Below are 19,396 nucleotides of genomic sequence, written 5' to 3'. Positions count from 1 at the left end.
GGTGAACGACGATGACCCGTCTGGAAACGATATACCGTGAGAAGGTGGTCCCGGCATTGCAGAAGGAGTTCGCTTACAAGTCTCCTATGCAGATCCCTGGGATCGAGAAGATCTCCCTGAATATCGGTCTTGGTTCTGCCAACCAGAACCAGAAGCTGATCGACGACTGCGTGGCCGATCTGACCGCCATTGCCGGTCAGAAGGCCGTAGTCACCCGCGCCAAGAAGTCCATTGCCGCGTTCAAGCTGCGTGAAGGCATGCCCATCGGCGTGCGCGTCACCCTGCGCAAGGACGCCATGTGGGACTTCCTTGACAAACTCATGAACTTCGCCATGCCCCGCGTCCGCGACTTCCGCGGTATCCCGGATCGTGGCTTCGATGGTCGTGGCAACTTCACCCTCGGTATCAAGGAGCACACCATTTTCCCTGAAATGGAATCCGACCGTGTGGAAAACCCCGTGGGTATGAACATCACCATCGTGACCTCCGCAACCACGGACAAGGAAAGCAAGCTGATGCTCGAACAGCTCGGCATGCCTTTCCGCAAGTAAGGAGTGAGCAATGGCTCGTACTGCTCTTAAAGTAAAAGCCGCCCGCAAGCCCAAGTTTGCTGTTCGCGCTTACAATCGCTGCCCTGTGTGCGGTCGTCCCCATGCTTTCATGCGTCAGTTCGGCCTGTGCCGTATCTGCTTCCGCAAAAAGGCGCTGAACGGCGAACTGCCCGGCGTCCGCAAATCCAGCTGGTAATTCCAGCTAACTTTCAGGAGATATACCATGTTGACCGATCCCATTGCCGATATGCTTACGCGTATCCGCAACGCACACCTGGCCCTTCACAAGGAAGTAAGTGTGCCGCGCTCGAAGATGAAGGAAGCCATGGCGTCCATCCTCAAGCAGGAAGGCTATGTGGAAGATGTTACCGTCGATGACCGTAACATCACCATTGCGCTGAAGTATGTGAAGGGGCGTCCGGCCATAACGGGCCTCAAGCGTATCAGCAAGCCTGGTCGCCGTGTCTATGTGGGCGCTCATCAGATTCCCCGCGTTCAGAATGGTCTTGGCATCTGCATTCTGTCCACCTCTCGTGGCGTTCTGGACGGCATGACCGCCCATGCGGACAAGACTGGCGGCGAACTTCTTTGCGAAGTCTGGTGATCGCGGCTTAACCGCCGTTGACCTTCAGCCAAGGTAGAAAACATATGTCGAGAATAGGTAAACAGCCCATCGAACTTCCCAAGGGCGTGGAAGTTAAGTTGGGTGAAGATATGGTCGAAGTGAAAGGCCCCAAGGGGACCCTGCAGACTCCGATTTGCAGCCTGCTGAACTACGAAATCGCCGATGGTCACCTTACCATCACCCGCAAGGACGACACCCGCGAGAGCAACGCTCAGCACGGCCTGCGCCGTACCCTCATCGCCAACTGCGTGGAGGGCGTGAGCAAGGGTTTCTCCAAGACTCTCGAAGTCGTCGGCGTGGGCTTCAAGGTGGCCGTGAAGGGCAACATCATTGACCTTTCCGTCGGTTACTCCCACCCCGTGCTGCTTGAGCTTCCCAAGGGTCTGGAAGCCAAGGCGGAGGGCACCAAGCTTACCATTTCCGGTATTGACAAGGAACTGGTGGGCGAATTCGCCGCCCGCGTCCGCCGTGTGCGTGAGCCCGAACCCTACAAGGGCAAGGGTATCAAGTATGAAAATGAAATCATCCGTCGCAAGGCCGGCAAGTCCGGTGGCAAGGGCAAATAGGGGTAACGGACATGATTCTTTCTAAGAATGAAAGCCGGAAGCGCCGCAAGGTGCATATCCGGAAGAAGATTTCCGGCACGGTCGAAAGACCTCGTCTGGTTGTGTACCGTTCCAACCTGCATATCTACGCCCAGGTTGTGGATGATGCCTCCGGCAACACGCTGGTAGCCACCTCCACCCTCGCCCTGTCCAAGGGCGGCGAGAAGGCTTCCTGCAACAAGGCCGGTGCAGAACGCGTGGGCAAGGAAATTGCCCGCCTGGCCCTGGAGAAGGACATCCACAAGGTTGTCTTCGATCGTAACGGCTATCTGTATCACGGTCGCGTGAAGGCTGTCGCCGAAGGCGCCCGTGAAGGCGGCCTCGAATTCTAGTGGTCCGCAAGGACAACAAGAGCAGGATAAATATGGAACAGCAGCAGCAAACGCAGCAGGATTCCGGCTACATTGAAAAGATCGTTAGTCTGAACCGTGTTGCCAAGGTCGTGAAGGGTGGCCGTCGTTTCAGCTTCAGCGCCCTCATCGTCGTTGGCGACGGCAAGGGCAATGTGGGCTACGGCCTCGGCAAGGCTCAGGAAGTTCCTGAAGCCCTCCGCAAGGCTACCGAACGCGCCCGCAAGTCCATGGTTCGGGTTCCCCTGGTGGAAGGCACTCTGCCTTATGAAGTGCTCGGCCGCTTCGGTGCTGGCCGCGTGCTTCTGAAGCCCGCCTCCCGCGGTACCGGCATCATCGCCGGCGGCGCCGTGCGTGCCGTCATGGAAGCCGCCGGTGTCACCGACGTGCTCGCCAAGGCTATCGGTACCAACAACCCGCACAACGTTCTTCGCGCCGCCGTCGCCGGACTCAGCTCCCTGCGCAGCGCCGAGGAAGTTTCCGAAGTGCGCGGCAAGAAACTGGAAGCCCCCCGCAAGTAGGGTCATAAGGTAGAGTACCATGTCTGAAATCAAGGTGAAGCTCATCAAAAGCCGCATCGGCACGACCCCTGCCCAGAAGAAGGTTCTGGACGCCATGGGCCTGCGCCGTCGTGAGATGGTAAAAACCCTTAAGGATAACGCCGCCACCCGCGGCATGATCGCCAGCGTGTCCCACCTGGTTGAGGTCATTGCATAATGAGACTTAACGATCTGTATCCTTTCCCTGAAGAACGCAAGGGCCGCAAGCGTGTCGGCCGTGGTGCCGGTTCCGGCCTCGGCGGCACTTCCGGCAAGGGCCACAAGGGCCAGAACGCCCGTTCCGGCGGCGGTGTCCGTCCCGGTTTTGAAGGCGGTCAGATGCCCCTGCAGCGCCGTCTGCCCAAGCGTGGCTTCAAGAACTATCAGTTCAAGGTGACCTACGAAGTCATTAACCTCGATCGTCTGCTGGCGGCCTTCCCCGATCAGAAGGAAATCACGCTGGAAGACATCTACAGCCGCGGTCTCGTCAAGAGCGCCCTCGTGAAGATCCTGGGCGAAGGCGAAGTGACCCGCCCCGTCAGCATCGAAGCCTTCCGCTTCAGCCAGTCTGCCAAGGACAAGATTCTTGCCGCCGGCGGCGAAGTGAAGGAACTTCTCGCCGACGCTGAAGAACCCGCTACCTCCGAGGAATAAGACGTGGCGAACGGCGTGGACAAAATGGCGCAAATGCCTGAGCTGCGTAAAAAGCTGGCATGGACCCTTTTCATCCTGTGCATGTACAGGGTGGGGGTCCATGTTCCGGTGCCTGGCATTGATGCCGGCGCGCTGTCTCACTTTTTCGCCAGTATGCAGGGTTCGGTCTTTGCTCTGCTCGACATGTTCTCCGGCGGCGGCCTCAGAAACGTTTCTGTGTTCGCCCTCGGCATCATGCCTTACATTTCGGCGTCCATCATTCTGCAGCTTCTGCAGGTGGTGAGCCCCGACATCAAGCGCATGGCCAAGGAAGAAGGGCAGGCCGGCAGACGCAAGATCACGCAGTACACGCGATATCTCACTGTCGCGATCACCCTTATACAGGGCTTCGGCATTGCCGCCCTTCTGGAAGGCATGGTCAGCCCTGAAAATGCTCCCGTCGTCATGAATCCCGGCTGGGAATTCCGTCTGGTGACCATCGTCACTCTGACGGCAGGTACCATCCTCATCATGTGGCTTGGCGAGCAGATTACCGCCAAAGGCATTGGAAACGGCATATCGCTCATCATCTTCTCCGGTATCGTGGTCGGCATTCCGAGCGCGCTTATGCGCTCCTATCAGCTGATCAAGGCCGGCGACATGAATGTGCTGTTCGCCATTTTCATTGTCATCATGATGCTGGCCGTCACCGTGGGCATTGTGTTCGTTGAGCGTGCTCAGCGCAGAATACCCATTCAGTACGCCAAGCGTCAGATCGGCCGCAAGATGTACGGCGGACAGACCACGCATCTGCCCCTGCGCATCAACACCGCTGGCGTGATTCCCCCCATCTTCGCCCAGAGCCTTCTGCTCTTCCCGGCGACCGTGGCGGGCTTCTCCACCGCCGAGTGGCTGCAGACGGTTGTGTCGTGGTTCCGGCCCACGTCCATCGTGTACAACGTCATCTTCATTGCGCTGATCTTCTTCTTCTGCTTCTTCTATACCGCGATCATCTTCGATCCGAAGGACATTGCGGAGAACCTGAAGAAGGCAGGCGGGTTCGTGCCCGGCATTCGTCCCGGCGACAAGACCCGCGAATACATCGACAACGTGCTTACTCGTCTTACCTTGTGGGGCGGCATCTACATTTCCATCATCTCCGTGCTGCCCATGCTGCTGATCGCTCAGTTCAACGTGCCGTTCTACTTCGGCGGAACCAGCCTTCTGATTCTCGTCGGCGTGGCCATCGACTTCATGAGCCAGGTGGAATCCCACCTCATCTCTCAGCAGTATGAAGGCCTCATGAGCAAAGCAAGAAAGGGATAGGCATGAAAAAGTTTCGGGGCATTTTTATCAAGAATGAGCATGAGATCGAACTCATGCGCGTGGCCAACGGCATGACGGCGACCATTCTTGACGAACTGGTGGCCAACGTGCGTCCCGGCGTTCCCACCATATTTTTCGACGAACTGGCCCGCAAGATGTGCCGCGACATGGGCGTTGTGCCCAACTTCCTCAACTACTGCGGCTATCCTTTTGCGCTGTGCTGTTCCGTCAACGAGACCATCATTCACGGTTTTCCTTCAAAGGACATCATTTTGAAGGAAGGGGACATTGTCAGTTTTGACATGGGCGTGAATTACAAAGGTTTCAACGGGGACTCCGCCCGCACCGCGTTCTGCGGCGAGGTATCGGAGGAAGCCAGGCATCTTTCCGACGTGACGAAGCGCTGTCTCGAACTCGGAATTGCCGCGGCGCATCCCGGCAACAATCTCTATGCGATTTCGGCGGCGGTGCAGCGTCATGCCGAAATGGAAGGGCTCCATGTGATCCGTGATTTCGTCGGGCATGGCATCGGTGCCAGCCTTCACGAAAAGCCGGAAGTGCCGAACTTCGTGCCACGCGGCGGCATGGTGGACGGCGTTCCGGGCGGAACTCCGCTGAAACCTGGCATGGTTTTGGCCATCGAGCCCATGTTGGCAATCGGCACCCATGAGGTGGAAATCATGTCCGATGGCTGGACGACGAAGATGAAGGATCGGAGTCTGTCCGCCCATTGGGAACACACGGTGGTCATCCGGCAGGACGGAGCGGAAATACTCAGTCTGGCCGAGAACTACCGGCCGTGATTTTCGCGTCGTGAAACACTGTCCTTGACAGGGTGATGATAACAAGATAAGAGAAACGGTTCCAGGCGATTTTTTCGCCACAATCGTGTATCTAAAAGTAACTAACGGAGTGAGCGATGAAAGTCAGGCCGTCCGTCAAAAAAATCTGCCCTAAGTGCAAGGTTATCCGGCGCAAGGGTGTTTTGAGAGTGATCTGCGAAAACCCCCGGCATAAACAGCGCCAGGGCTAACCTTGCAGGAGTCTTAACGTGGCCAGAATTGCAGGCATTGAACTGCCCCGTGGTAAAAGAGCGGATATCGCACTTACCTATATTTATGGCATCGGCCGGGCTACTGCCCTGGAAATCCTTGCTGCTTCCGGCGTCGACTGGAACCGCAGCATCGACGATCTGAGCGCCGATGAAGTGAACGAAGTCCGTAAGGAAATCGAAACGAACCACAAGGTGGAAGGCGACCTCCGCCGTGAAGTGGCTTCGAATATCAAGCGTCTGATGGATATTGGCTGCTACCGTGGCCTGCGCCACCGCCGTGGTCTGCCCGTCCATGGTCAGCGTACTCACACGAACGCTCGTACCCGTAAGGGTCCGCGTCGTGGCAATGTGGGTAAAAAGAAGTAGGAAGCTGTATCTGATGCAGCCCATCTTCGGCTGATCGAGACACCATAGCTCCAAGGAAGTGCAAGATGGCAAGAGCCAAACGTGCAGTCAAAAAGAAGGAAAAGAAGAATATTCCGTTGGGCATAGCCCACATTGCGGCTTCTTTCAATAATACTATTGTTACCTTCACCGATACTCGCGGCAACACCGTGAGCTGGTCCTCCGCCGGCCAGAGCGGATTCAAGGGTTCCCGCAAGTCCACTCCTTTCGCGGCTCAGGTTGCGGCTGAAAACGCCGCCCGTCGCGCTCAGGACAATGGCATGCGTACTGTGGGTGTGTATGTGAAGGGTCCCGGCGCCGGCCGTGAATCCGCTCTGCGCGCTATCAACGCCGCCGGTTTCAAGGTTGCGTTCATTCGTGACGTGACTCCCATTCCCCACAACGGTTGCCGTCCTCCCAAGCGGCGCCGCGTCTAACGCCTTGAAGACAAGGAGAACTAGCCTTGGCAAAATATAATGACGCCAAATGCCGGCTTTGCCGTCGTGAAGGCACCAAGCTGTTTCTGAAGGGCGACCGTTGCTTCACTGACAAGTGCGCTCAGGACCGCCGCCCCTACGCTCCCGGCCAGCACGGCCGCGCCCGCAAGAAGCTCAGCGAATACGCTGTGCAGCTGCGTGAAAAGATGAAGGTCCGTCGTATTTACGGCGTGCTGGAAAAGCAGTTCCATGGTTATTTTGAAGACGCCGAAATGGCCAAGGGCGTGACGGGCGCCAACCTGCTCGTCATTCTCGAACGCCGTCTCGACAACGTCGTGTACCGCATGGGCTTCGCCAACTCCCGCAGCCAGGCCCGTCAGCTCGTCCGTCACGGCATCTTCACCCTCAACGGCCACAAGGTGACCATTCCGTCCCTGCAGGTCCGCGTGGGCGACGAAATCGCCGTTCCGGAAAAGAACCGCAACATCCCCGTGATCGCCGCCGCTCAGGACGTGCTCGCCCGCCGCGGCTGCCCTGCCTGGGTGGAAGTTGACGGCGCGTCCTTCAAGGGTGTTATCAAGGCCCTTCCCCAGCGCGACGATATTCAGACTCCCATCGAAGAATCCCTTATCGTCGAACTTTACTCGAAATAAGCAGGAACTCCCATGCTCAGCAAACAAGCCAACAGGCTCATCAACGCCCGCAACTGGGCGGTGCTCGTCAAGCCCGAACAGATCGTCCGCGAGAACGACCCTGCCGACACCATGTACGGCAAGTTCGTGTGCGAACCTCTGGAACGCGGCTACGGCACCACCATCGGCAATGCGTTGCGCAGAGTGCTTTTGGCATCCCTTCAGGGCGCAGCGTTTGTGTCCGTCAAAATTGCGGGCGTACAGCATGAGTTTACCACCATCCCCGGCGTGCTTGAAGATGTGACGGACATCATCCTGAACATCAAGCAGGTTCGTCTCGCGATGGATACAGACGTTCCTCAGACGGTCACTCTCAACGTGAACAAGAAGGGCGAGGTGACCGCCGGCGACATTCAGGGCAACCAGCACGTGACCGTGCTCAACCCTGAACTGCACATTGCCACGCTGACCGAAGACGTGGAATTCAATCTTGAATTCGAGGTCCGCATGGGCAAGGGCTACGTCCCCGCCGACATGCACGAAGGCCTCTCCGACGAAATCGGCATCATCAAGCTTGATTCCAGCTTCTCTCCCGTGCGCAAGGTCGCCTATACCATCGAAGCCGCCCGCGTGGGCCAGATGACCAACTACGACAAGTTGATCCTCGAAGTCTGGACGGACGGTTCCGTGACCCCTGAAGACGCCATTGCCTACAGCGCGAAGATCATCAAGGATCAGATTTCCGTGTTCATCAACTTCGACGAGCACATTTCTGACGAGAGCGGTCTCGGCGCCTGCGACAACGGGGAATTCAACGAAAATCTCTTCAAGAGCATCGACGATCTTGAGCTTTCCGTGCGCGCCACCAACTGCCTGCGCAGCGCCAACATCGCGCTGGTGGGCGAACTGGTGCAGCGTTCCGAAAACGAAATGCTCAAGACCAAGAACTTCGGCAAGAAGTCCTTGGACGAAATCAAGAACGTGCTTCTCGACATGGGTCTTGACTTCGGCATGAAGGTCGACTCCTTCGATAAGAAATACCAGGAATGGAAGAGGAAGCAGCACCATGAGGCATAGCAACTCTGGTAAGAAACTGAGCAGAAATCCTTCGCATCGCAAGGCTCTGCTTCGCAATATGTCCAAGGCCCTGCTTACGCACGGCCGGATTCGTACCACCGAGATCAAGGCCAAGGAGCTGCGCGGCGTGGTCGAATCTCTCATTACTCTGGCTCGTCGCAACGACGTGGCCGCCCGTCGTCTCGCTTACCGCGAACTGGGCAGCCATCAGCTCGTGCAGAAGCTGTTTGACGAAATCGCTCCCCGCTTCGCCGGCATCCCCGGCGGCTACACCCGCGTGGTGAAGCTGGCCATGCCCCGTCGCGGCGACTGCGCCCCGATGGCCATCATCGAACTGACCAAGCAGGCTGCCGACGCTCCTGCCGAAGCTCAGGCGTAAGCGTTTTCTGCATTGCGCATAGAGGGAACCACATGTGTGGTTCCCTTTTTTTGTTAATCGCCTCCGCGTCGTACCTGGAACGACGGCGATGCGCGTTTGTCGGCGTCTCGGCAGATGTTGGGAAACGTCATGCGCCCTGCCGGGAAGGTTGGCTTTCCCTTCACTGCCGGCAAACGGAGCGCGGGGCAGCAACGTTGACCGACCGCGCTGTCTTCTGGTGCATGTGCCGACGCCAATCTTTCATGCTCTTGTGTTCTTCCTCCCCTCTCTCGGTGGCTACGGGCCAGCCGTGTTTGAGCTTTGTCACTCCCGCAGAACCGGCTCGGCGTCCCTCAGTCCGCATCAGCTCCGGCTTCGGGGTCTGGCGCAAGCGTGTTCCGCTTTTGATCCTTCCGCATTTCGTCCGTCCTGACTGTCTTCGTGTGCAGCAGGCCGGATTCTGGAATCATCAGCCATGCTTCCGGTACATTCGCAGTTGCTGCGCCTGCGTCTTTGCCTGGGGCGCGTGTTCCACGTTGCCGCACCCGGGGCAGAGCGTCCAAATCCCTGTCGCTGGACGGGAGTGCTCCCGTCAGGAAACTTGGGCAGGTCGCGGCGTGAGCCCCGTCTGCAAAGATCAACGCGGGCCGCCGGGCAGGGCGCCTGCCCGGAGAATTGCGGCAGAACCGTTCCCCGTGTTACTTTCCTAACCACGCATCGGCATGCCCTTGATGACCTCCCTTCAAGGCGCGCGTTCTGCCCGAGCGTTTCCGACGGTGCGCCGGAGGCGCTTTCCTCGGCAATTCCGTGACAATCCGGCGACCTGGATGCTTGCGCAGCGGAACGTTTATGGCTACTTATAGGCGCGGGAGCCTTGCGCTCCCTGAAGCGTTTCCCCCGGGAAACGCCGTCAGAAAAAATGCCTTCAACCTCGGTGGATGGTTATGAATCTGAGAAAACATGTTTTTCTGGCTATGGCGCTTGCCGTTCTGCTCTTTCCCTGTTCCGTGTTTGCCGCACAGGCGCAGAAGCAGGCCGCCGCACCGCAGCCCAAAGCCGTTCAGGCCGATACGGCGGCGCTGAACGAATTTCAGCCCGACGACTCCTTCCGCAAGGATCGTCATCTCCTTGATCGTCTGCAGTACGACGCGTTTCGCTACATATGGGATCACACGTTCCCGGAATCCGGTCTGGCCTATGAGGACAGCCGCAACAAGGAAACCGGACAGGCCACCATCGGCGGTTCGGGCTTCGGCGTGGCGGCCATTGTCGTGGCTGCGGAACGCGGCTGGATCTCCCATCAGGACGCGCTGGACCGCGTGCTTAAGATAGCCACGTTCCTGCGCGACAAGACGGACAGAAAGAATCTGCACGGCGCCTTCCCGCACTGGCTGGACGGCCACACGGGCAAGACGATTTCCTTCGGCGAGCAGGACAACGGCGCCGATCTGGTGGAAACGGCCTTCATGATGCAGGGACTGCTCATTGCCCGCGCCTATTTTACGGCGGACACAGAGCAGGAAAAGGCCCTGCGCGACTGCATTACCGAACTGTGGCACGACGTGGACTGGCACTGGTTCACGAAGTCGGAAAACAACGGCCTGTACTGGCACTGGAGCCCCACCGCCGATTTCGGCATGGGCATGAAGATTTCCGGGTTCAATGAAGCCATGGTGGCCTATGTGCTGGCGCTCGGTTCGCCGACGCATCCCATTTCCCGCGAGGCTGCCAAGTTCTGGTATTCCACGGAGGAATATCAGCCGAAAACCGGCAACGGCTACACCATTGAGGCGGCCAACGCCTACGGCGGCTGCATGTTCCTGTCGCATTATTCCTTCATCGGTCTGGATCCCCGCCGCATGGCCGACGAACACGTGCGTCGCGGCTACATGGTGCGCAACATCACGCACACGCTCATGAACCGCGCCTATGCGCTGGAATCCGCGCCGGCCGAGCATCAGTTCAGCGAAGCCTTCTGGGGCCTGACCGCCTGCGACGTGAAGGGCGGGTATCGCTATCAGTCCGCCTACAACGAAATAGGCACGGTGGCTCCCACGGCCGCGCTTTCCTCCATGCCGTACACGCCGGAATATTCCATGCGCGTGCTGTGGAACATTTACGACAACTACAAGGACAAGATGTGGGGCCCCTACGGTCCCTACGACGCCTTCAGCCTGAAGGACGCCTGGTTCGACAACAGCTATCTTGCCATTGACCAGCTTCCCATCGTGAGCATGGTGGAAAACTACCGCAGCGGTCTGCTCTGGTCGCTGTTCATGAACATTCCCGAAGTGCAGGAAGGGCTTGCCCGCATGGGCGTGCAGCCGCTTCCCGCGGTCAACGGCTTCCCGCAGGTGGTGGTGCCGCTGAAGAAGACGGAATCCGGCTACGAACTGGACGCTCTTGATCTGCGCCGTCATCCCGACACCGGACTTTACACCGTGCCCTACAGCTGTGAGAAGGACGGCATGGTCTTCTTCACGCTGGAAGACGCCTCCGGCAAGGTCGTCAAACGCTTCACCCGTGAAGGCCGCAAGGGCTCCAACCTGCTGGAATTTGCCCAGTTCATGCCTGCAACGCAGGAAAAGTATCAGCTCGTCATGCACATCGGCGATCTGACCGCAGGACTGCCCATCCGCATGAACTGATCCGACGTGCGGCTCAGGCCCGCATGCGCAACGTTCCGCCGCCTCTGTCCGGAGATTCCGGGCCGGGGCGGCTTTTTTTGTCCGCCAGGAAACAGGGCGGATGCCTGACGCGCGTTCGGCAGGATCAGGCGATGCCCTCATCCGGCACGGCCGGAAATTTTCAGGCGTGGCGGAAAGCGCTGCTTTCTGGATGGCCGGGGATCGCCGTGCCGACGCCGCAGGCGACAGGCCGTTGCCGTCCGCGGCGGAACAGGGCAGCACAGCCTGTTCATTGCTCTGATTCTTTTCGGTTTTGTGACATGATCACCGTTATTTGATACGCATTTGTTCCATTTTTAGTAAAAGATAGAGAGAATGGAATATATCTCATTGAAATAAAGCTATATTTTTCCTGGCATGCTTCTTGCAACACCTGTGACAAACATTCATTGCAAAGGAGCAGTCATATGGAACGCAGCCAAGCTACGAAGCTGATAAAGGAAGCCAAACTCAGCAAGCACCTTTCCTGGGAAGAAATTGCCACCCATGTGGGCGGACATCCGGTATGGGTTACTTCCGCGCTGCTGGGGCAGAACAGCATGACGGCGGAGCAGGCGGCAAAGGCCGTGGAGATTCTGGGCCTTCCTGCGGAAGTGGCGGAAGCCCTGCAGGAGTGCCCCATGAAGGGAACGGACACCATCGTGCCCACCGATCCGCTCATCTACCGCTTCTATGAAATCATGCAGGTGTACGGCGGAACCATCAAGGAAGTCATCCATGAGAAGTTCGGCGACGGCATCATGAGCGCCATCGACTTCACCATGGACATTCAGAAGGAAGAAAATCCCCACGGCGACCGCGTGGTGGTGACGCTGAACGGCAAGTTCCTTCCCTACAAGAAGTGGTAATCGTCGGCAGGAATTCTTTCATCATGCTTTATCTTCAAGGAAATCGCCATGTCTCATCATCATGCAGGGCCGGCCAGTCTGGCCGATCCGTTCAGTTCCACCACTCGACTGGCCCATGACCATGCGGCCGTGTCCCCTTCGTCCCCCGTCGACGGCGAATCCGCCATGCTGCGCGCTGTGGAATCCTCCGTGGTGCGCAAGATATTCGGCGGCAACGACGTCAGTCGACGCTCATTCATGAAAATGCTCGGCGCGTCTTCGGCCATGGCCGTCATCAGCAGCATTTTTCCTCTGGACGCCGCCAAGGCCATGGCGCTTGACGCCATAGGCCCCATTGAAAAGAAGGATGTGAAGATAGGCTTCATGCCGCTCACCTGCGGCACGCCCATTGTTATGGCGCATCCCATGGGATTTTATAAGAAATACGGTCTTACGGAAGCGCAGCCCTACAAGGCTTCCGGCTGGGCCATGATACGCGACTGGGCGGTTTCCGGTCAGACGGACTACACCCAGATGCTCGCCCCCATGCCCATTGCCATGTCGCTCGGCCTGGGCTCGCCCAAGATGCCTTTCCTCACTCCCGCGCTGGAAAACGTCAACGGACAGGCCATTACCCTGCGCATGGATCACAAGGGCGTGAAGTCCGCCAAGGACATGAAGGGCTTCGTGTTTGCCGTTCCCTTCGACTATTCCATGCACAATCTGCTGCTCCGCTACTATCTGGCGGAAGGCGGCGTGAATCCCGACACGGAAGTGCAGATCCGCATTCTGCCCCCGCCGGAAATGGTGGCCAACCTCAAGGCGGGCAATATCGACGGATTCCTGTCCCCCGATCCGTTCAATCAGCGTGCCGTGTACGAGAAGGCCGGTTTCATCTTCATGCTGACCCGCGACATCTGGCCCGGGCACCCCTGCTGCGCCTTCACCTCTTCCAAAAAGTTCGCGGAAGAGGCTCCCAATACCTTCAAAGCCATTTTCCGCGCCATCATCGACGCCACCATGTTCAGTTCCGATCCGGCCAACCGCAAGGACATCGCCAAGGCCATCGCTCCCCGCAACTATCTCAACCAGCCCGTGGAAGTGGTGGAACAGGTGCTTACCGGCGAGTTTCCCGACGGTCTTGGCAACATGTGTCACGTTCCCGAGCGCATCAATTTCGATCCCTTTCCGTGGGATTCCATGGCTGTGTGGATTCTCAGCCAGCTCAAGCGCTGGGACTACCTCAAGGGCGACGTCGATTATCGCGGCATAGCCGAACAGGTCTTCCTTGCCGCGGACTGCGCTTCGGTCATGAAGGAAATGGGATTCACGCCCCCGACCTCGGCGTACAAGAAGCATGTCGTCATGGGCAAGGAGTTTGATCCCGACAAACCGGAAGAGTACATCAAGAGCTTTGCCATCAGAAAGGCATAGTCTGTTTTCCCGACGGCCGAACAGCGGCCGTTGTCCAAAGCACGGGGACAGAGGCCGGAATGATCGTCATGCCGGCTTCTGTCCCGCATTTTTTTTCGGGTACGCTCATGAACAGTAAATCCCTTTTTCTCTGTCTGCTGCTTGCCGCCGTTTTCCTTGCGCTGTGGCAGCTTCTGGCCCAGGGCACGGAAATGCCCACTCCCGGCGAGGTGGCGGCCGTGTCTCTGGAGTTTCTCAGCGATCCTTTCTACGACGCGGGCCCCAACGACAAGGGCATAGCCATTCTTGTGGGCTACAGTCTCCTTCGTCTCATTTCGGGCTTTGTGCTGGCAAGCGTGGTGGCCGTCATTCTGGGCGTGATTCTCGGACGCAGTCAGACCCTGTTTGCCGCCGCCAATCCGTACATTCAGATTCTGCGCTCCATTTCGCCCATCGCGTGGATGCCGCTGCTTCTGTATTCCGTCAGAGACAGCGAGATGACGGCCTTTTTCGTCATTTTCATGGCCAGCTTGTGGCCTACGCTGGCCAACACGGCCTTCGGCGTGGGCAATATACGCAAGGAATATCTCAACGTGGCGTCCATTCTGCAGATGCGGCCCTCGGAAAAGTTCTTCAAGGTCATTCTTCCCGCGGCCGGTCCCGCCATCGTTGCCGGACTGAAGATATCCATGGGCAGCGCGTGGGTCGCGCTCATTCCCGCCGAGGCTCTGCTCGGCTCCCTGGGACTGGGCTATTTCGTGTGGAACGAATGGAACAACCTGTCTCTGCCGAGCGTCATTTTCGCCATTCTCACCATCGGCGTCGTCGGCGTGATCGTGGACTGGCTGTTTACCAGGCTCGCCAGACGCCTGGCCTACACGGACTGATTTCTTACCGTCAAAGGAGGCATCATGACACCTCTTCTTGAAGTGGACCGGGTAAGCAAGACGTACAACGTTCCCGGCATGAAAGAACCCTACTGCGTGTTTCGCGACATTTCCCTGCAGATACGGGAAGGGGAATTCGTTTCCGTCATCGGGCATTCCGGCTGCGGCAAGTCCACCCTGCTCAACATCATTGCCGGCATCGATCACGCCGATGAAGGCGTCATTCTTCTGAAGGGCAGGGAGGTGAGCAGCCCCGGACTCGACCGCATGGTGGTGTTCCAGAACTTTGCGCTCATGCCGTGGATGACCGTGTATCAGAACGTGCGCCTTGCGGTGCAGGCCGCGTATCCGCACTGGAGCCGCAGCAAGATTCACGAACGCGTGTCTCATTATCTGGAGCTCGTCAATCTGAAGGGCGCGGAGGGCAAGTATCCTTCGGCGCTCTCCGGCGGCATGAAGCAGCGCTGCGGCCTTGCCCGGGCTTTTGCCGTGCAGCCTCCCATGATGCTGCTGGACGAGCCCTTTGCCCAGATCGACGCCTTGACGCGCGGCACCATTCAGGATGAGCTCATACGGATGTGGAACGATACGGGCGTGACCATCTTCATGGTGACGCACGACGTGGACGAAGCCATACTGCTTTCGGACCGCATTCTGCTCATGAGCGCCGGGCCGTTTGCGGAAATCAGGGAGGTGGTTCCCATCGAGATTCCGCGGCCGCGAACCAGGGCGTCCATCATCGAGCATCCCGACTATTACAGGCTGCGCAACCGGATCATTCAGTTTCTCAGTGAGAAGGGAGCCTCGCAGGCTGCGTAGCTTCGATGCAGGATTCCCGGAATCGGACAGGGCGTGCCGACGGCATGCGTCTTTGAGGCGCGCCGTCGGTGCGCTTTTTTTTGGGGGGGAGGGGGAGGAACAAGGCCTCGCCGGGGAATCCGGCAGGGAAGAATCTTTGAGGCGCGGAAGCGGAAAGCTCCCGGAGCTGCTGAAAAAGCATAAGAAAAAAGGCTTATGAGATATTCTCATAAGCCTTTGCTCTCAAATGGTGCGCCCGGAGGGATTCGAACTCCCGACCTACAGGTTCGTAGCCTGTTGCTCTATCCAGCTGAGCTACGAGCGCTTGGTGAAAATGGACATTAGTCGTGCTTCGGAAAAACGTCAAGCATTTTTTTGCCTTTTCCGAAGAAAAAGGCTTGCCTTTTGCGGCAAGCCTTCCGACTGTCATGGTGTGGTGCGCCCGGAGAGATTCGAACTCCCGACCCACAGGTTCGTAGCCTGTTGCTCTATCCAGCTGAGCCACGAGCGCCCGACAACCGCCAACATAGGCAAAAGGCCGGTGGTCGTCAAGCGTTTTTTTCTCATGCGCGCATTTTTTTCGTCAGAGAAGCGTGGAGCGCCCCGACTTGCGGCGCGTCGTTTTTCCCGAAAGCCTTGCGCCGTAATCCCGCATTGCGCCTTGACCATGGAAAGAACGTGTCATAATTTACTCTCATTATGAACTGGGACTGGGATAAACTACAGGAAAAGCGGCAACAACAGCAGAAAAACGGCTGGGGTTCCGCGGGCAGGGGCAACTGGGGAAAGGGCGACGACGATCGCGACGATTCCCAGAAAAACGATAACCGGAACAGGCAGGGCGGCGGTTCTCCCAAGGGCGGACGTCCTTCGTTTTCATGGCCCAAGGCTCCGCAGATCGACGGTCTGCCGAAGATGCGCTGGTGGATTCTTGGCGCGCTGGTGGTCTGGATGCTTTCCGGCATCTACATCGTTCAGCCCGACGAATCCGGCGTGGTGCTTCGCTTCGGCAAGTACGTGCGCACCGAAAATCCCGGACCGCACATTCATCTGCCGTACCCCATAGAAACCGTGTACAAGCCCAAGGTTTCGCAGGTGCGTCAGACGGCCGTGGGCTATCGCGCCCAGTCCGTGGGCGGCGTGTTCCAGCAGGGACGCGTGCAGGCGGTCAACGAGGAATCGGCCATGCTCACGGGTGATGAGAACATCATCAACGTGCAGTTCAACATTCAGTATCAGATCAAGCCCGACGGCGCGGTGGATTACCTGTTCAACGTGATTCAGCCCGATCAGGTGGTCAAGCGCGCGGCCGAGGCGTCCATGCGCGAGGTCATCGGCAAGACCACGCTGGATTCCGCGCTCACCGACGGACGAGTGCAGATTCAGAACGATGTGGCCGATCTTCTGCAGCGCATTCTTGACCGCTATCAGGTGGGCGTGCAGGTGGTGGCCGTGCAGATGCAGGACGTGCAGCCGCCCAGAGAAGTGAGCGATTCCTTCAAGGATGTGGCGAGCGCCCGCGAAGACAAGCAGCGCAGCATCAACGAGGCCGAAGCCTATCGCCGCGACATTCTGCCCAAGGCGCAGGGCCAGGCCCAGGAAATGATAAACAAGGCCGAAGCCTACAAGGAAACGCGCGTGCGCGAGGCCGAAGGCGAGGCGCAGCGCTTCCTTTCCGTGCTCGCCGAATACGAAAAGGCCGAGGACGTGACGAAAAAACGCATGCTCTACGAAACCTTTGAAGATATTTTGAGCAAGCCCGGCATGGAAAAGCTGGTGCTTCCGTCCGACACCGGCAGCCATGTGCTTCCCCTGCTTCCGCTCGACAGCTGGAAAGGCGGCGACGCGGCAAAGGGAGGTACGCAGAAATGAAAGCCGTGAAGCCCTTCTTTTTTGTGATTGTTCTTATGATTGTGGTGCTGGGCCTGCAGCAGAGCCTGTTCATCGTGAATCAGACGCAGCAGGCGCTGGTCATTCAGCTCGGTCATCCTCTGGACAAGGTTTATGGGCCCGGCCTGCACGTCAAGCTTCCCTTCGTGCAGAAGGTGGTGTACTTCGAGGCCCGCATTCTGGACTATGACGCCCGTCCGGCCGAAGCCCTCACGAGCGATCTGAAATCCATCGTGCTCGACAACTACGCCCGCTGGAAAATCGTCGATCCGCTGCGCTTCTACCGCACCATGCGCACGGAACACAACGCGCAGGCCCGTCTCGACGCGGTCATCTATTCGCAGATACGCGCGCACATCGGCCGTCACACGCTCACGCAGGTCGTGGCCGACGAACGCACGTCCATCATGGAGTCGGTGACGGAAAAGGCCTCGCAGCAGATGAAGGAATTCGGCATTGAGATCGTGGACGTGCGCATCAAGCGCACCGACCTTCCCGCCGAAAACCAGCGCGCCATTTTCGACCGCATGCGCGCGGAACGCGAACGTCAGGCCACGCAGTACCGTTCGGAAGGCGCGGAGGAATCCACCAAGATCCGCTCCGGCGCCGACAAGGAACGCGCCGTCATTCTGGCCGAGGCCAACAAGAAGGCGCAGGTGCTCCGCGGTCAGGGCGACGCCGAGGCGGCCCGCATCTACGCCGAAGCCTTCTCACGCTCGCCGGAATTCTATTCCTTCCAGCGCGGTCTGGAAGCGCTCCGCAAGTCCCTCGGAGAAAACACCCGCATGGTCCTCACGCCCGACAGTCCTCTGCTTCAGCCCATCAAGTAGCCGGGGGAAGCATGGAACGACTGGATATGGATCACTTCGACGCGGTGTACGCCCGCATGCTTTTTGTGTCCGGGAAAAGGACGCAGGCGGAACTTGCCGAACTGCTCAATCTGCAGCAGGGAAGCATTTCGGAAGCCAAGAAGAGGGGGATTATTCCGCTGTCGTGGTGCGTCAGGGTGTCTGACCTGTTCCATGTCCGGATGGACTGGCTGCGCTTCGGCGAGCCGCCGGTGTTCATGAGCTCCGTACGTCAGGAGTATCCGGCGAGGGATGAGGGCGTGTCGGGATTCCGTCAGCCTCCCCCTCCGCCGCTGGAAAGGACGCGTCCGGGAGAACTGCCCGTGTACGGAACCGTGCGTTCCGCCGACGGCGCCTTTCCCGTGGTGGATCGTCAGATTTTTCCTCTGGAGTTCACCAGGCGGGGCGTGGAAATATTCCGAGTGCTGGAATCCTGCATGGCTCCGGCGCTCAATGCGGGCGCGCTCGTGGCCGTCGCGCGGGAAGCCGAAGCGGAAAACGGCGCGCTGGTGGCGGTGCTCGGCGGCAGCGGACTGCAGTTCCGCCGACTGTTCATCACGCCCAAGGGTTATGAACTTCGCGCCGAATGCGGCGAGGAAGGTAAAAAAACAAGGCTGGTGTCGAAAGAAGACTGGCCGAACCTTTATTATGGAAGGGCCGTCTGGGCCTTCCAGCCCCTTTAATGGTTGAGGCGTTTCATGTTGATTTCTCTCGGGCCGCAGGCCTTCCTTTCTCCGGCTCCCGTCATGCTGGTGGGAACCTACGATGTTGAGGGGCGACCCAATATCATGACGGCGACATGGGGAGGCGTATGCTGTTCGCAGCCTCCGTGTCTTTCGGTTTCTCTTCGCCGCTCCACGTGGACCTGCCGCGCGTTGCAGCAGAAAAAGGCGTTTACGGTGAGCATTCCCGACAGGGGAATGGCGGGGCAGGCGGATTTCGCCGGACTGGTGTCCGGCAGTCAGGAAAACAAGTTTCAGACGCTCGGGCTCACGCCGGTGCCGGGCGATCATGTGGACGCCCCCTTTGTGGCGGAATGTCCCGTGGTGCTGGAGCTGCTTCTCCGCCACACTCTGGAACTCGGTTCCCACATCCAGTTCGTGGGCGAGATCATAGACGTGAAGGTGAACAAGGATTGTCTGACGCCGGAGGGCCTGCCCGATGCATCCCGCATCGACGCGCTTTCCTTTGCTCCGCTCACCAAGGAGTATTACGGCACGGGCGAATTTGTGGCCCGTGCGTTTGCCGTGGGAAAAACGGTGAAACGTTCTTCCTGACGAGAAACGCCGGGAGAAGGCTCAAAAAATCGGGCGGAGAGTCATCTTCGCCCGATTTTTTTATGCTGTATTCTCGATATGTTACAAATGAAAACGCAAAAAGAATGAAAAAATCGCAAAAAAGTGTTTGACAAGTCGGGGGTAAATGGGCATAACTCGAAAACGCGCTGAGGCACAGCGGCTCAAACGAGCGCCTCG

At 58.4% G+C, this 19,396-nt stretch carries 25 protein-coding genes and 2 tRNA genes; 25 read left to right on the top strand and 2 right to left on the bottom strand.

The window, feature by feature from the left end:
• The first annotated feature begins 11 nt into the window (after positions 1-11).
• From rplE to ACZM96_RS00035, 21 genes are all read left to right on the top strand, one after another.
• Positions 12-551 carry a 50S ribosomal protein L5 gene (rplE, locus tag ACZM96_RS00135; protein WP_294446857.1) on the top strand — a complete coding sequence of 180 codons (540 nt, stop codon included), beginning with the start codon at positions 12-14 and terminating at the stop codon, positions 549-551.
• 10 nt (positions 552-561) lie between these two features.
• Positions 562-747 (top strand): type Z 30S ribosomal protein S14, encoded by a 186-nt coding sequence (locus ACZM96_RS00130; protein ID WP_077071445.1) that lies wholly within the window; start codon positions 562-564, stop codon positions 745-747.
• A 27-nt stretch (positions 748-774) separates the two neighbouring features.
• Complete coding sequence (gene rpsH / locus ACZM96_RS00125) at positions 775-1,155, top strand: 30S ribosomal protein S8 (protein ID WP_077071444.1); 381 nt, start codon at positions 775-777, stop codon at positions 1,153-1,155.
• Positions 1,156-1,199: 44 nt separating this feature from the next.
• Positions 1,200-1,742, top strand: a complete 543-nt coding sequence (gene rplF, locus ACZM96_RS00120; RefSeq protein WP_294487650.1) for a 50S ribosomal protein L6 — start codon at positions 1,200-1,202, stop codon at positions 1,740-1,742.
• A gap of 11 nt (positions 1,743-1,753) precedes the next feature.
• Positions 1,754-2,113: a 50S ribosomal protein L18 gene (gene rplR / locus ACZM96_RS00115; protein ID WP_294446865.1), complete on the top strand. Its 360-nt coding sequence runs from the start codon at positions 1,754-1,756 to the stop codon at positions 2,111-2,113.
• Positions 2,114-2,145: 32 nt separating this feature from the next.
• Positions 2,146-2,652, top strand: coding sequence for a 30S ribosomal protein S5 (gene rpsE / locus ACZM96_RS00110; RefSeq protein WP_294446866.1), 507 nt, complete (start codon positions 2,146-2,148; stop codon positions 2,650-2,652).
• A gap of 19 nt (positions 2,653-2,671) precedes the next feature.
• A complete protein-coding gene (gene rpmD / locus ACZM96_RS00105; RefSeq protein WP_294446867.1) occupies positions 2,672-2,848 on the top strand; it encodes a 50S ribosomal protein L30 in 177 nt (58 codons plus the stop codon).
• Positions 2,848-3,324 carry a 50S ribosomal protein L15 gene (gene rplO / locus ACZM96_RS00100; RefSeq protein ID WP_489486603.1) on the top strand — a complete coding sequence of 159 codons (477 nt, stop codon included), beginning with the start codon at positions 2,848-2,850 and terminating at the stop codon, positions 3,322-3,324. Before rpmD ends, rplO begins: the two co-directional genes overlap by 1 nt.
• Before the next feature lie 24 nt (positions 3,325-3,348).
• Positions 3,349-4,629: a preprotein translocase subunit SecY gene (gene secY, locus ACZM96_RS00095; protein WP_483992294.1), complete on the top strand. Its 1,281-nt coding sequence runs from the start codon at positions 3,349-3,351 to the stop codon at positions 4,627-4,629.
• Positions 4,630-4,631: 2 nt separating this feature from the next.
• The gene (map, locus tag ACZM96_RS00090) at positions 4,632-5,432 is read left to right on the top strand and encodes a type I methionyl aminopeptidase (protein ID WP_483992292.1); all 801 of its coding nucleotides are present in this window, start codon (positions 4,632-4,634) and stop codon (positions 5,430-5,432) included.
• A 116-nt stretch (positions 5,433-5,548) separates the two neighbouring features.
• Positions 5,549-5,662 carry a 50S ribosomal protein L36 gene (gene rpmJ / locus ACZM96_RS00085; protein ID WP_005027799.1) on the top strand — a complete coding sequence of 38 codons (114 nt, stop codon included), beginning with the start codon at positions 5,549-5,551 and terminating at the stop codon, positions 5,660-5,662.
• 18 nt (positions 5,663-5,680) lie between these two features.
• A complete protein-coding gene (gene rpsM / locus ACZM96_RS00080) occupies positions 5,681-6,049 on the top strand; it encodes a 30S ribosomal protein S13 (protein ID WP_077071437.1) in 369 nt (122 codons plus the stop codon).
• 65 nt (positions 6,050-6,114) lie between these two features.
• Positions 6,115-6,504: a 30S ribosomal protein S11 gene (gene rpsK, locus ACZM96_RS00075; protein ID WP_294487576.1), complete on the top strand. Its 390-nt coding sequence runs from the start codon at positions 6,115-6,117 to the stop codon at positions 6,502-6,504.
• A gap of 26 nt (positions 6,505-6,530) precedes the next feature.
• On the top strand, positions 6,531-7,157 hold the full coding sequence (rpsD, locus tag ACZM96_RS00070) for a 30S ribosomal protein S4 (protein WP_294487570.1): 627 nt from the start codon (positions 6,531-6,533) through the stop codon (positions 7,155-7,157).
• 12 nt (positions 7,158-7,169) lie between these two features.
• Positions 7,170-8,213 carry a DNA-directed RNA polymerase subunit alpha gene (locus tag ACZM96_RS00065; protein ID WP_294487569.1) on the top strand — a complete coding sequence of 348 codons (1,044 nt, stop codon included), beginning with the start codon at positions 7,170-7,172 and terminating at the stop codon, positions 8,211-8,213.
• Positions 8,203-8,592 (top strand): 50S ribosomal protein L17, encoded by a 390-nt coding sequence (gene rplQ, locus ACZM96_RS00060; protein WP_294487566.1) that lies wholly within the window; start codon positions 8,203-8,205, stop codon positions 8,590-8,592. Before ACZM96_RS00065 ends, rplQ begins: the two co-directional genes overlap by 11 nt.
• Before the next feature lie 923 nt (positions 8,593-9,515).
• Positions 9,516-11,219: a glucoamylase family protein gene (locus tag ACZM96_RS00055; protein ID WP_489486601.1), complete on the top strand. Its 1,704-nt coding sequence runs from the start codon at positions 9,516-9,518 to the stop codon at positions 11,217-11,219.
• Between the two features lie 446 nt (positions 11,220-11,665).
• Positions 11,666-12,106, top strand: a complete 441-nt coding sequence (cynS, locus tag ACZM96_RS00050) for a cyanase (protein ID WP_346665709.1) — start codon at positions 11,666-11,668, stop codon at positions 12,104-12,106.
• 48 nt (positions 12,107-12,154) lie between these two features.
• The gene (locus ACZM96_RS00045) at positions 12,155-13,519 is read left to right on the top strand and encodes a CmpA/NrtA family ABC transporter substrate-binding protein (protein ID WP_489486599.1); all 1,365 of its coding nucleotides are present in this window, start codon (positions 12,155-12,157) and stop codon (positions 13,517-13,519) included.
• 107 nt (positions 13,520-13,626) lie between these two features.
• Entirely contained in the window at positions 13,627-14,385 is a 759-nt protein-coding gene (locus ACZM96_RS00040; protein ID WP_489486598.1) for an ABC transporter permease, read from the top strand.
• 24 nt (positions 14,386-14,409) lie between these two features.
• Positions 14,410-15,204: an ABC transporter ATP-binding protein gene (locus ACZM96_RS00035; RefSeq protein WP_489486597.1), complete on the top strand. Its 795-nt coding sequence runs from the start codon at positions 14,410-14,412 to the stop codon at positions 15,202-15,204.
• A 227-nt stretch (positions 15,205-15,431) separates the two neighbouring features.
• On the opposite strand, the gene ACZM96_RS00030 is transcribed toward ACZM96_RS00035, so the two are convergent.
• Positions 15,432-15,508: transfer RNA gene (locus ACZM96_RS00030), tRNA-Arg, on the bottom strand.
• 109 nt (positions 15,509-15,617) lie between these two features.
• Positions 15,618-15,694, bottom strand: a tRNA-Arg gene (locus tag ACZM96_RS00025).
• A gap of 188 nt (positions 15,695-15,882) precedes the next feature.
• Between ACZM96_RS00025 and hflK the strand changes: the two genes are divergently transcribed.
• The 4 genes from hflK to ACZM96_RS00005 are packed head-to-tail and all read left to right on the top strand — an operon-like array spanning position 15,883 to position 19,198.
• A complete protein-coding gene (gene hflK, locus ACZM96_RS00020) occupies positions 15,883-17,055 on the top strand; it encodes an FtsH protease activity modulator HflK (protein ID WP_489486596.1) in 1,173 nt (390 codons plus the stop codon).
• A complete protein-coding gene (gene hflC, locus ACZM96_RS00015) occupies positions 17,052-17,903 on the top strand; it encodes a protease modulator HflC (RefSeq protein WP_489486594.1) in 852 nt (283 codons plus the stop codon). The genes hflK and hflC overlap by 4 nt, the downstream gene beginning before the upstream one ends.
• An 11-nt stretch (positions 17,904-17,914) precedes the next feature.
• On the top strand, positions 17,915-18,604 hold the full coding sequence (locus ACZM96_RS00010; protein WP_489486593.1) for a helix-turn-helix domain-containing protein: 690 nt from the start codon (positions 17,915-17,917) through the stop codon (positions 18,602-18,604).
• 15 nt (positions 18,605-18,619) lie between these two features.
• On the top strand, positions 18,620-19,198 hold the full coding sequence (locus ACZM96_RS00005; protein ID WP_489486592.1) for a flavin reductase family protein: 579 nt from the start codon (positions 18,620-18,622) through the stop codon (positions 19,196-19,198).
• The last annotated feature ends 198 nt before the right edge of the window (positions 19,199-19,396 follow it).

Source organism: Mailhella sp., from assembly GCF_057866825.1.
Note: the sequence above shows the minus strand (reverse complement) of the source record. Positions and strands in the feature narration are given on the sequence as shown.

Excerpts from the sequence above, each read along its gene's own strand:
- secY (WP_483992294.1), top strand. The coding sequence starts at position 3,349 with ATGGCGCAAATGCCTGAGCTGCGTAAAAAGCTGGCATGGACCCTTTTC.
- rpsE (WP_294446866.1), top strand. The coding sequence starts at position 2,146 with ATGGAACAGCAGCAGCAAACGCAGCAGGATTCCGGCTACATTGAAAAG.
- rplR (WP_294446865.1), top strand. The coding sequence starts at position 1,754 with ATGATTCTTTCTAAGAATGAAAGCCGGAAGCGCCGCAAGGTGCATATC.
- ACZM96_RS00010 (WP_489486593.1), top strand. The coding sequence starts at position 17,915 with ATGGAACGACTGGATATGGATCACTTCGACGCGGTGTACGCCCGCATG.
- ACZM96_RS00035 (WP_489486597.1), top strand. The coding sequence starts at position 14,410 with ATGACACCTCTTCTTGAAGTGGACCGGGTAAGCAAGACGTACAACGTT.
- rplF (WP_294487650.1), top strand. The coding sequence starts at position 1,200 with ATGTCGAGAATAGGTAAACAGCCCATCGAACTTCCCAAGGGCGTGGAA.
- map (WP_483992292.1), top strand. The coding sequence starts at position 4,632 with ATGAAAAAGTTTCGGGGCATTTTTATCAAGAATGAGCATGAGATCGAA.
- rpmD (WP_294446867.1), top strand. The coding sequence starts at position 2,672 with ATGTCTGAAATCAAGGTGAAGCTCATCAAAAGCCGCATCGGCACGACC.
- rpmJ (WP_005027799.1), top strand. The coding sequence starts at position 5,549 with ATGAAAGTCAGGCCGTCCGTCAAAAAAATCTGCCCTAAGTGCAAGGTT.
- rplQ (WP_294487566.1), top strand. The coding sequence starts at position 8,203 with ATGAGGCATAGCAACTCTGGTAAGAAACTGAGCAGAAATCCTTCGCAT.
- ACZM96_RS00130 (WP_077071445.1), top strand. The coding sequence starts at position 562 with ATGGCTCGTACTGCTCTTAAAGTAAAAGCCGCCCGCAAGCCCAAGTTT.
- hflK (WP_489486596.1), top strand. The coding sequence starts at position 15,883 with ATGAACTGGGACTGGGATAAACTACAGGAAAAGCGGCAACAACAGCAG.
- cynS (WP_346665709.1), top strand. The coding sequence starts at position 11,666 with ATGGAACGCAGCCAAGCTACGAAGCTGATAAAGGAAGCCAAACTCAGC.
- rplO (WP_489486603.1), top strand. The coding sequence starts at position 2,848 with ATGAGACTTAACGATCTGTATCCTTTCCCTGAAGAACGCAAGGGCCGC.
- ACZM96_RS00045 (WP_489486599.1), top strand. The coding sequence starts at position 12,155 with ATGTCTCATCATCATGCAGGGCCGGCCAGTCTGGCCGATCCGTTCAGT.
- ACZM96_RS00005 (WP_489486592.1), top strand. The coding sequence starts at position 18,620 with ATGTTGATTTCTCTCGGGCCGCAGGCCTTCCTTTCTCCGGCTCCCGTC.
- hflC (WP_489486594.1), top strand. The coding sequence starts at position 17,052 with ATGAAAGCCGTGAAGCCCTTCTTTTTTGTGATTGTTCTTATGATTGTG.
- rpsK (WP_294487576.1), top strand. The coding sequence starts at position 6,115 with ATGGCAAGAGCCAAACGTGCAGTCAAAAAGAAGGAAAAGAAGAATATT.
- rpsH (WP_077071444.1), top strand. The coding sequence starts at position 775 with ATGTTGACCGATCCCATTGCCGATATGCTTACGCGTATCCGCAACGCA.
- ACZM96_RS00065 (WP_294487569.1), top strand. The coding sequence starts at position 7,170 with ATGCTCAGCAAACAAGCCAACAGGCTCATCAACGCCCGCAACTGGGCG.
- rplE (WP_294446857.1), top strand. The coding sequence starts at position 12 with ATGACCCGTCTGGAAACGATATACCGTGAGAAGGTGGTCCCGGCATTG.
- ACZM96_RS00040 (WP_489486598.1), top strand. The coding sequence starts at position 13,627 with ATGAACAGTAAATCCCTTTTTCTCTGTCTGCTGCTTGCCGCCGTTTTC.
- ACZM96_RS00055 (WP_489486601.1), top strand. The coding sequence starts at position 9,516 with ATGAATCTGAGAAAACATGTTTTTCTGGCTATGGCGCTTGCCGTTCTG.